Genomic DNA, 10,716 nt, shown 5'->3' on the forward strand with positions numbered 1-10,716 from the left:
TCTCATCGGAACTCTTTTGCGTATGAGAATATTTATCATTAATATTGCGGTCTTGTTGGCCCCATGACTTTCATGCGGCCTCACCTGGTTTCAAGGTCGAACCATGAAAGGCAAAACCCGCACGCTCCCCGTTCCTTATCGATTGGCCGTCACTTCCCGAGTGCTGGCCGCGGTGTTGGGCGGCTATATCGTCGCAGCGCTGGCCAGTGTCAGCTTGAGCTCATGGTTGCCGATGGCCCGGGCCGAAGCGGTGGTGACCGGGATGATGAGCTCTTTTCTGGCCTACCTGATCGCGGTGCTCTGGTGTTTTGCCTGTCGCAGTGCCTGGCGAGCCTGGTTCGGATTGATCGTGGCGAGCCTGCTGCTGGCGGCGGTGTCGGGGTTGGCTAATTGGATGGGCCACGCATGAAAGAGGGATTTCGTCAGGCGATGGCCTGGTTGCACACCTGGGCCGGGTTGACCTTCGGCTGGTTGTTGTTCGCGATTTTCCTGACCGGCACGCTCGCCTATTTCAAGGACGAGATCAGTCACTGGATGCAGCCCGAGATACCGGCGCGTGCGGTGACCTCCGAAGCCAGTCTGACCCTGGCGCAAGACTACCTCCAGCAACATGCGGCCGGCGCCTCGCGCTGGTTGATCGACCTGCCGAGTGCCCGGGAACCGGGCCTGTCAGTGCGCTGGCAACAGACCCCGGCCAAGCCCGGCGAGCGCGGGCAATTCACCGAGAAACTGCTCGACGCGCAAACCGGCAGCGAAGTGCAGGGCCGCGAATCGATGGGCGGCGATTTCTTCTATCGCTTCCACTTCCAGCTGCAAATGCCCTATCCGTGGGGCCGCTGGTTGTCGACCATCGCGGCCATGGTGATGTTCATCGGCCTGATCACCGGGATCATCACCCACAAGAAAATCTTCAAGGACTTCTTCACCTTCCGCCCGCGCAAAGGCCAGCGTTCCTGGCTGGACGGGCACAACGCGGTGGGCGTTCTCGTGTTGCCGTTTCACCTGATGATCACCTACAGCAGCCTGGTGATTTTCATGGCGATGGTGATGCCGGCGAGCATCCTGGCTTCGTACAAAGGCGATCCCCGCGCGTTTTACGCGGAGGTATTCCCGGCCTCCGGCACGCCCGAACTGGCCGGCAAACCGGCGGAACTGGCACCGATGGCGCCGTTGCTGGAGCGGGCGCGCGCGCAGTGGTCGGGCGGCCGGGCGGAACGGCTGACGGTGAACAATCCGGGGGATGCGAATGCTTCGATTGTCGTCTCAAGGGATGATGCAGACCGCGTGATTTATGACGCCAGCAGCGCAGTGACCTTCCACGGCGTGACCGGCCAGCAACTCAGCGCCACGCCACAGCAACCGGTGCCGATGGCCATCGCCGGCAGTTTCTATGGCTTGCACATGGGCCATTTCGCGAGCCCCGTGCTGCGCTGGCTGTACTTCATCTGCGGGTTGGCGAGCACGGCGATGATCGGAACCGGTCTGGTGATCTGGCTCGGCAAGCGTCAGCTCAAACATGTGAAAAGCGGCGTAATGCCCTTCGAACTGCGGCTGGTGGAAGTGCTGAACATTGCCAGCATGTCCGGGCTGGTGGTCGCGGTGGCGGCATTTTTCTGGGCCAATCGGTTGCTGCCGGTGGAGATGGCCACCCGGGCGGATTGGGAAGTGAACAGCTTCTTCATCGTCTGGGGCTTGAGCGTGGTTCACGCAGTGTTCCGTTGTGGTCGCGCGGCCTGGATCGAGCAATTGGCGTTGGCCGCGATGCTGTTCTGCGGCGTGCCGCTGTTGAACGCGCTGACCACGCCGTATCACTTGGGCGTGACGCTGGCTCAAGGTGACTGGACGCTCGCCGGGTTCGATCTGACCTGCCTGGTCAGTGGCCTGTTCCTGGCCTGGGCTGCCTGGAAAATGCAGCGCACCGGGCAGACCGTTCGCGTCGCCAAAGAACGCGCCCGATTGATCATGCTTGAGCAAAAGGTGAACTGAATGCTGTTGGCCCTGCTGCTCTGCTACGGCGGTTTCACCGCGCTGTGTTTATCCATGGATCGGCATCACGGCGAACTGCTGGGGCGCCAGCCGTCTGCCCGGCGACGCAAAACGTTCAAGCTGGGCGGCTGGTTGCTGCTGGCAGTTTCGTTATGGGCGGCGGTGGCGAAAACCGGTTGGGGGCTCGGGTTGGTGGAGTGGTTTGCGGTGTTGATGCTCAGCGCCTTGATGCTGGTGTTGTTGATGCCTTATCGCCCGCGACTGGCCCTGGCGTTGGCTGGGTTGAGCCTGCTTGCCAGTCCCGTCGCCGTGTTGGCGCAATGATGACCAGCGATCCCCCGGAATCCCGCGACGACGAATATCGCGGCGCCCGTGCGCATTTCCTTCAGGTGTTCCTTTCCCAGCGTTCGCAGATGGAAGCGCTGGTGAGCCGGCGTGTCGGCTGCCGCGCTACCGCCGCCGATCTGGTGCAGGACTTGTTTCTGCGTTTCTGGCGGCGTCCGCTGGTGCAGGTCGAGGAACTCAGCACTTACCTGCTGCGTTGCGCCGGCAACATCGCCATCGACCATTTGCGCAGCGAAGGCACGCGGGTGCGGGTCAACGAAGGCTGGATGCCGGATCAACCGGACAGCCAGGGCAGCGAACCACAAGCGGCGCTGGAGGCGGGCAACGACCTGCGTCACGTCGAAGCGGCGTTGCGCGCATTGCCGGAACGTACCCGGCAAATCTTTCTGCTCAACCGCATCCATGGCCGCAAATACGCGGAGATCGCCAAGGCCATGGGCCTGTCCCAAAGCGCCGTGGAAAAACACATGATGCGCGCCCTCGATGCCTGCAAGGCCAGTTTGCGGGAACCGCCAACGCGCACGCCAGGGAAAGCACCGTGAATCAACTCGACCGCGTCACCCCGACGCCCGCTCAAGAGCAGGCTGCACTCGCCTGGCTGAGCCTGTTGCATGACCAACCGAGCAGCGGCGATCAACTCACTTTCAGCCGCTGGCTCCAGGCCGATCCCGCCCACGCCGAGGCTTACGCCCAGGCGCAAGTGCTGTGGGAGTTGAGCGAAATGCCCGCACGGACCCTGGCCGATGAAGACGCTTTCGCCTTGCAGGGTTACCTCAATGCGATGAACCGATCCCGACGCACCGGCGTGCGGCGCTGGTCTGGCGTGCTGGCCATGGCCGCGTGCCTGGTGCTGATGATCGGCATCGGCGCGGGTTGGCAGCCGATGCGCTGGATCGATGATCTGGGGGCGGACTATGTGTCTGCGCCAGGTGAAATTCGCACCGTGACGCTGGCCGATCAGTCGCAAGTGACGCTGGACGCCGACAGCGCCATTGCCGTGGATTTCAGTGGCGGCGAGCGCCACGTTCAGCTGCGTCGCGGTGCCGGATTCTTCAGCGTGACCCACACGGGCGATCCGTTTGTGGTCGACGCTGAAAAGGGCCAGGCCCGGGTGCTCGGCACTCAGTTCGAAGTACGTTTGCAGCCCCATGGTGCGCAGGTCACGGTCCTGTCAGGACGGGTCGGCGTGACAGCGGACAGGCACGCCGAGCAGCAGATTCTGACCGCTGGCCAGCAAGTGGCGTATGGCGAAGGTTCGGCGCAAAAGCTGCGTGTGGTTGACAGTGAAGCGCAACTGGCCTGGCGTCAGGGGTGGCTCAATTACTACAAGGTCACCCTGGCCGATGTGGTGCAGGATCTGGGGCGTTATTACCCGGGGCGGATTGTGCTGCTCAACGATGAACTGGCCGCGCGGCGGGTCAGTGGCAGTTTTCCGAGCAAGGATCCGCAGGCGGTGTTGGGTTCGTTGCAGGGCGTTTTGGGGTTTGAGCAGACCAAGGTGATGGGGCATCTGATTATTTTGCGGTGAGGCTGCCGGCCCCATCGCGGGCAAGTCCGCCCCCCTACAGGTTCGCGCGATCCTTGTAGGAGCGAGGCTTGCCCGCGAAGGCGTCAGGCTTAACGCCACATCACCCCGCAAAAAATTATTTTCAAAATTATGATGAGGTAAACCCAACCCCCATCCGTGTAGTGACTGAAACTGCGAGTCATTCGCATCCCGTAGGTTCTACACAGGTCAATGAGCAATGAAGTCCAAGGCAAAACCGGGTTCGGTCAAACAGTGGTTGGGTGCTTCTGCACTGAGTATGTCGGCGTTGGCCTTGCTGCCTTCGAGCGTCGCATCGGCCGCTGAGGCGGGCAATACGCAGCCGCTTACGCCGTTCAGCTTCGCCATCGCTGCCAAGCCGCTGCCCCAGGCCTTGAGCGACTTCAGCCGCGTCACCGGAATCAGCGTGGTCTACACCGATGAAGCGCCTTACGGGCTCACCGCCCCGGCGGTCAATGGCCCGTTGAGCGCCGAGCAGGCCCTGCAGCGTTTGCTCAGCGGTTCGGGCTTCACCTTCCGCCGTAGCGATGCTCACACCCTGGTGCTTGAACCGCTGCCCAGCGCCGGCACATTGAATCTGGGCACCACCACCATCAACTCGGTGGCCGATCAGTCCATGAGCTATCAGCCGCCGCCCACCAGCTCGGTGATGCGCTCGTCGGCCTTGCTCCAGGACATCCCGCAGACCGTCAACGTCATTCCGGCCCAGGTCATTCGCGATCAGGCGCCGCGCAATCTGGATGATGCGCTGGCCAACGTCAGCGGCATCACTCAGGGCAACACGCTGGCGAGCACCCAGGACTCGGTGATGACCCGCGGTTTCGGCGACAACCGCAACGGCTCGATCATGCGCGACGGCATGCCGATCGTGCAGGGCCGCGGCATGAATGCGACCGTGGACCGGGTCGAAGTCCTCAAGGGACCGGCCTCGCTGCTGTACGGCATCCAGGACCCGGGCGGCGTGGTCAACATGGTCAGCAAGAAACCCGAGCTTGAGCGATACAACGCCCTGACACTGCGCGGTTCGACCTACGGCGACGGTAAAAACGGCAGCGGCGGTGGCCTCGACAGCACCGGCGCACTGGGTGATTCCGGCTTTGCTTACCGTATGGTGCTGGACCACGAAGACGAAGATTACTGGCGCAACTTCGGCACCCACCGCGATACGCTGGTGGCGCCGTCGCTGGCGTGGTTCGGCGAAAGCACCACGCTGTTGTTTTCCTACGAACACCGCGAGTTCCTGACCCCGTTCGACCGCGGCACGGTCATCGATCCGCGCACCAACCATCCGTTGGACATCTCGCGCAATGAACGCCTGGACGAGCCCTTCAACAACATGGAAGGCCGCTCGGACCTTTACCACTTCGAGGCCGATCACGAGCTCAACGACAATTGGAACGCTCATTTCGGCTACAGCTGGAACCGTGAAACCTACGACGCCAGCCAGGTGCGCGTCACCGCCATCGACACCCGACGCGGCACGCTGACCCGCAGTATGGACGGCACTCAAAACGCGATCAGCACCGACCGTTTCACCACCGCCAGCCTCGAAGGCAAGGTGAACGTATTGGGTATGCAACACGACCTGGTGTTCGGCATCGATGACGAATACCGCAAGATCTACCGCGAAGACCTGATCCGCCAGAAAAGCCTGAGCACCTTCAGCTACGTCAATCCGGTCTACGGCCGCGAAGTCGCCGGCACCACGGTCAGCCCGGCGGACAGTGCGCAGACCGATGAACTGCGCAGCGATTCGATCTTCCTGCAGGACTCGATCCACCTCACCGATCAATGGATTTTCGTCGCAGGCGCACGCTTCCAGGAATACGACCAATACGCCGGCAAAGGCGTGCCGTTCCAGGCCAACACCGACAGCAACGGTCAGAAATGGGTGCCGCGCGCCGGTCTGGTCTATCGGTTCACCGATGAACTGTCGTTCTACGGCAGCTACACCGAATCGTTCAAACCCAACTCAACCATCGCGCCGTTGAGCGGCAGCAGCACCGTGCTCGACGGCAGCGTCGCGCCGGAAGAAGCCAAGTCGTGGGAAATCGGCGCCAAGCTCGACATGCCAGGGCGCGTGACCGGCAACGTCGCGCTGTTCGACATCAAGAAACGCAACGTGCTGGTGGCCAACTCCGAAGGCCCGGTGACGATTTACAGCGCCGCCGGCGAGGTACGCTCCCGGGGTCTTGAAGTGGATTTGAGCGGCCAGCTCAGCGACCGCTGGAGCCTGATCGGCAGCTATGCCTACACCGATGCCGAGGTCACCGAAGACCCGACCTACAAGGGCAAAAAACTGCAAAACGTCGCGAAGAACAGCGGCTCGCTGTCGGCGGTCTACGACTTCGGCACCATTGTGGGCGGCGATCAACTGCGGGTCGGCGCGGGCGCGCGGTATGTTGGCGAGCGGGCGGGTAACGCGGTCAACGATTTCGACCTGCCGAGCTACACCGTGGCCGATGCGTTCGCGACCTACGACACCAAAGTCGAAGGGCAGAAGGTCAAGTTTCAGCTCAACGTGAAGAACCTGTTTGACCGCACCTACTACACCTCGGCGGCGAGCCGGTTCTTTGTGTCGATGGGGGATTCGCGGCAGATCTCGTTGTCCAGCACACTGGAATTCTGATCGCAGACCGCGTAATCGTTCTTCGCGGGCAAGCCTCGCTCCTACACGTTTTACGTTGTCCTTGTAGGAGCGAGGCTTGCCCGCGAAGACGGCATGACGGGCGCTGCAAATGTCGGGACTAACGCAAAAACGCCTGCCGATACTCGCCGGGCGTTCCACCCAAAACCTGCCGAAACCGATTGGTGAAATGGCTCGCACTGGCAAAGCCGCACGCCAATGCAATCTCTCCCAAAGGCTGCGATGTCGAACGCAACAACTCCCGCGCCCGGCCCAGTCTGCGCGCCAACACATACTGATGCGGCGGTAAGCCAAAGCTCTCCCGAAACATCCTCGCAAAGTGATATTCCGACAGCGTACACAACGCCGCCAATTGCCCTAGGCTGATCGCCTCGGCCAATTGATTGTCGATGAACTCCACCAACTGCCGCCGCTGGTGCGCCGCCAATCCGCCTTTTAACCGCAAGCCCTCACGCATCCCGACCTGGCCGAGCAACACGTGGCTGAGCATTTCGTGAGCCAGGCTGCTGGTGAGCAGGCGCTCGCCGGGTTCGTCCCAGCTGAGGGTGAGCATCTGCCGAAAGCGTCGGGCCTGCGCTGGATCGTCAAGGAAAGTGGCTTCGCGCAATTGCAGTTCGCGAGGCTCGCGGTCCAGCAGCGTGACGCAGCCGAGGGCGAATTGTTCGGGGCTGAAATACACATGGGCGAGGCGAATGTCGCCGTTGATCACCCAGCCCGACTGATGCTCGGCCGGCAGGATGCACAGCTTGTCCGGGCCGCCCTTGGTGCCGGGCTGATCGCGGCGGAACGTGCCGGTGCCGCCGGCGATGTAGCACGACAGTGTGTGGTGGCTCGGCGCTTCGTAATCCTGGGCGTCGTGATGGTTGGTCCACAAGGCTGCAGCCATGCCGTCACCGAGCTCGGCGCTTTGCTCCAGACGAGCATTGGGCGAGCGGTTGAGGGCTTGAAAGACTTGCAGGGTATCAAGTGTCCTGTCTCTCAAATATTGTTCCTTTGTGACGGTGCCTGTTGCCGCCATGCTGCGTTGCCGCTCCTCGCCATAGCGGGCCATGACTCGTCGCGGCGCCTTGCCTGACAGCAACAGCCCCTCGTCACAAGAGGAACGTATTTGAGAGGCAGGACACTCGTGCGGGCATGATCGCTTCTCTCCGACGCCTTGCATCCTACTCCGTAGGCCCTGTGCTGCCAGCCTCTGCCACGACAAAAGCGCAAGTTTATGCAAGTGCGCCCACGCTGGGCGCAGGACACTGAGTTCCTATTGAGGAGCCTTAGTCATGAACCTTTCGCTGTATTTATTGACCGTGCTGATCTGGGGCACCACCTGGATTGCCTTGAAATGGCAGTTGGGTGTGGTGGCCATTCCCGTGTCGATCGTTTATCGCTTCGGCCTCGCGGCACTGGTGCTGTTCGTCCTGTTGCTGCTCAGCCGGCGCCTGCAAGTGATGAACCGTCGCGGGCATTTGATCTGTCTGGCACAGGGCTTGTGCCTGTTCTGCATCAATTTCATGTGTTTCCTGACGGCCAGTCAGTGGATTCCCAGCGGGCTGGTCGCCGTGGTGTTTTCCACGGCCACGTTGTGGAACGCGCTCAATGCACGGGTGTTCTTCGGCCAGAAAATCGCCCGCAACGTTTTGATGGGCGGTGCGTTGGGCTTGTCCGGGCTTGGCCTGTTGTTCTGGCCTGAGTTGGCCGGCCACACCGCCAGCCCGGAAACCTTGCTCGGCCTGGGCCTGGCATTGCTCGGCACCCTGTGTTTCTCGGCCGGGAACATGCTCTCGAGCCTGCAACAGAAGGCCGGTTTGAAGCCGTTGACCACCAACGCCTGGGGCATGGCGTATGGCGCCGCGATGTTGTCGGTGTGGTGTCTGGTCAGGGGCATTCCGTTCGACATGGAATGGAACGCGCGTTATATCGGCTCGCTGCTGTACCTGGTGATTCCGGGTTCGGTCATCGGCTTCACCGCTTACTTGACGCTGGTCGGGCGTATGGGCCCGGAGCGAGCGGCCTATTGCACCGTGCTGTTCCCGGTCGTGGCGCTGAATGTCTCGGCGTTTGCCGAAGGCTATCAATGGACCGCGCCGGCATTGGTGGGGCTAGTGTTGGTGATGCTTGGCAACGTACTGGTGTTCCGCAAACCCAAGGCGCCGATAGCGCAAGGCAATGGCAAACTCGCCTGAATACGTCGGGGCCGAGTGCGCTTAGCGCTCGGTCCGGAGTGCGACGAATATCAGCAGCGGAAGTATGAAGTCGACAATATGCCGGGCCCAGTCCTTGGCATTCCAGGTTTGTGATTCGTCCATGTTGAACCATTCAACGCCGATCACTTGCAGGCAAACGTAGTAGACAAATATGGCGATCAATAATCCGATGATTGAAAACTTCTTGGCCTCATGGAATTCCTCGGCCGGCGCATTCCTGTAATGGAAAAGGTAATAGGCACCAATCAGGCAGAAGGCCGTATAGATCACTTCAAGTGTAATGATGAACCAATAGATTCGGTGGTGGAGCATGGGTGAGGTGATTGCCCGGTAGTTCAGGTTGATGTTTTCCCGGGTGGTGTCCATGCTCAGGATATGACTGACGTACTCATAGTTGGATGCGTAGTCGGTGAAGTTGCTGTACATCACCAGCAGGCCAAAAAAGCTTATATAAGTCATTAGTGCCAGCTTGCTGTATCTGATGATCTTGTCGGTAGTAATACTGTTCAAGGCTAGAGTGCTCCATCACTGTTTTCCGTGGGTCGGATAAGTGATAGTGAGTGTATAGCGCTTGAACTATTTTAGTGGGCTGACTGAATTGCAAGTTATGTAAGGAGCGGGCAGAGACTTTATAAGTCTCTGCCCGTTTTAGTTAGCCTTTCCACACTTGCGGGTTGACCAGGTCTTGCGGGCGCTCGCCCAGCAGTGCGCTGCGCAGGTTAGCCAACGCACGGTTGGCCATGGCCTCGCGGGTTTCATGGGTGGCGGAGCCGATGTGCGGCAACGTCACCGCGTTTTTCAGCTGGAACAACGGCGACTCGGCCAATGGTTCTTTCTCGTAGACGTCCAGCCCGGCGCCGCGAATGCGGTTGTTTTGCAGCGCTTCGATCAGGGCGGCCTCATCCACGACCGGACCGCGCGCGATGTTGACCAGGATGGCGCTCGGCTTCATCAGGGCCAGTTCGCGGTGGCTGATCAAGTGCCGGGTTTTCTCGCTGAGCGGTACCACCAGGCAAACGAAATCGGCTTCGGCCAGCAGTTCGTCAAGGCTGCGAAATTGCGCGCCGAGTTCTTGTTCCAGCTGAGTCTTGCGGCTGTTGCCGCTGTAGAGGATCGGCATGTTGAAGCCCAGCCGCCCGCGACGGGCAATGGCCGCACCGATGTTGCCCATGCCGACGATGCCCAGGGTTTTGCCGTGTACATCGCAGCCAAACAGCGGTGCGCCGACGGTGGCTTGCCATTGTCCGGCCTTGGTCCAGGCATCGAGCTCGGCGACGCGGCGGGCGCTGCTCATGAGCAGGGCGAAGGCCAGGTCGGCGGTGCTTTCGGTGAGGACATCCGGCGTGTTGGTCAGCATGATCCCGCGTTCGTTGAAGTAGGCGACGTCGTAGTTGTCGTAGCCGACGGAGACGCTGGAGACGACTTCGAGTTTGGCGGCGTTTTCCAGTTGTGCGCGGCCAAGTTTGCGGCCGACACCGATCAGGCCGTGGGCGTGGGGCAGCGCTTCGTTGAACTGGGCGTTGATGTCGCCGTTTTTCGGGTTGGGGACGATGACGTCGAAGTCTTGCTGGAGGCGCTCGACCATTTCCGGGGTGACGCGGCTGAAGGCGAGGACGGTCTTTTTCATGGGAGGAGGGCTCGTCGGGGCTTGGTGAATGCCAAGCACGCTAACATTCTTCCCCGTTGTTGCGCGAGTCCGCGGATTGCCCGGGAGTTTCTGTGGGCGCTGGCCTGTCAGCGATGGCGGCCTTCGGGCGACCATGTTGTGGTTGACCGGGTACATATCCATTCCTGCGGTTACGGCGGCTGGCGGTTTCGCCCTTACGGCGACTCACTTTTTTTTCAAACGCCAAAAAAAAGTAAGCAAAAAAAGGCTCGCCCCAAACGTCCGGCCCCTCGCTAAGGCTCGGCGTTCCTTCGCTCCGGTATCCATCCGGGGACACTGCCCTCCGGTCTGCTTCGCGACGACCTACATGCAGCGTGTTCGACTGCGT

10 protein-coding genes are annotated in these 10,716 nt (G+C 61.1%); 7 read left to right on the plus strand and 3 right to left on the minus strand.

The window, feature by feature from the left end; all coding sequences use genetic code 11:
* The first annotated feature begins 103 nt into the window (after positions 1–103).
* The 6 genes from FHL16_RS30305 to FHL16_RS30330 all read left to right on the plus strand — a co-directional run bounded on the left by FHL16_RS30305 (position 104) and on the right by FHL16_RS30330 (position 6,506).
* Positions 104–409 (plus strand): DUF3649 domain-containing protein, encoded by a 306-nt coding sequence (locus FHL16_RS30305; protein WP_010463172.1) that lies wholly within the window; start codon positions 104–106, stop codon positions 407–409.
* Positions 406–1,986: a PepSY-associated TM helix domain-containing protein gene (locus FHL16_RS30310; RefSeq protein ID WP_077750198.1), complete on the plus strand. Its 1,581-nt coding sequence runs from the start codon at positions 406–408 to the stop codon at positions 1,984–1,986. Before FHL16_RS30305 ends, FHL16_RS30310 begins: the two co-directional genes overlap by 4 nt.
* Entirely contained in the window at positions 1,987–2,310 is a 324-nt protein-coding gene (locus FHL16_RS30315) for a DUF3325 domain-containing protein (protein ID WP_077750199.1), read from the plus strand. It abuts the gene before it with no gap.
* On the plus strand, positions 2,307–2,873 hold the full coding sequence (locus tag FHL16_RS30320; RefSeq protein ID WP_042932359.1) for an RNA polymerase sigma factor: 567 nt from the start codon (positions 2,307–2,309) through the stop codon (positions 2,871–2,873). The genes FHL16_RS30315 and FHL16_RS30320 overlap by 4 nt, the downstream gene beginning before the upstream one ends.
* The gene (locus tag FHL16_RS30325; protein ID WP_077750200.1) at positions 2,870–3,859 is read left to right on the plus strand and encodes a FecR family protein; all 990 of its coding nucleotides are present in this window, start codon (positions 2,870–2,872) and stop codon (positions 3,857–3,859) included. The genes FHL16_RS30320 and FHL16_RS30325 overlap by 4 nt, the downstream gene beginning before the upstream one ends.
* A gap of 217 nt (positions 3,860–4,076) precedes the next feature.
* Positions 4,077–6,506: a TonB-dependent siderophore receptor gene (locus FHL16_RS30330; protein ID WP_077750201.1), complete on the plus strand. Its 2,430-nt coding sequence runs from the start codon at positions 4,077–4,079 to the stop codon at positions 6,504–6,506.
* Positions 6,507–6,624: 118 nt separating this feature from the next.
* Here FHL16_RS30330 and FHL16_RS30335 read toward each other — a convergent pair whose 3' ends face one another.
* Positions 6,625–7,506, minus strand: a complete 882-nt coding sequence (locus FHL16_RS30335) for an AraC family transcriptional regulator (RefSeq protein WP_238706206.1) — start codon at positions 7,504–7,506, stop codon at positions 6,625–6,627.
* Between the two features lie 292 nt (positions 7,507–7,798).
* Between FHL16_RS30335 and FHL16_RS30340 the strand changes: the two genes are divergently transcribed.
* A complete protein-coding gene (locus FHL16_RS30340; RefSeq protein WP_010463157.1) occupies positions 7,799–8,701 on the plus strand; it encodes a DMT family transporter in 903 nt (300 codons plus the stop codon).
* A 21-nt stretch (positions 8,702–8,722) separates the two neighbouring features.
* Here the strand turns inward: FHL16_RS30340 and FHL16_RS30345 are convergent, their stop codons facing one another.
* Entirely contained in the window at positions 8,723–9,232 is a 510-nt protein-coding gene (locus FHL16_RS30345) for a DUF2165 family protein (protein WP_010463155.1), read from the minus strand.
* 142 nt (positions 9,233–9,374) lie between these two features.
* Complete coding sequence (locus tag FHL16_RS30350; protein WP_077750202.1) at positions 9,375–10,349, minus strand: 2-hydroxyacid dehydrogenase; 975 nt, start codon at positions 10,347–10,349, stop codon at positions 9,375–9,377.
* Between the last annotated feature and the right edge of the window lie 367 nt (positions 10,350–10,716).

Source organism: Pseudomonas sp. FSL W5-0299 (assembly GCF_005930655.1).
GTDB classification, from domain to species: Bacteria; Pseudomonadota; Gammaproteobacteria; order Pseudomonadales; family Pseudomonadaceae; genus Aquipseudomonas; species Aquipseudomonas mandelii.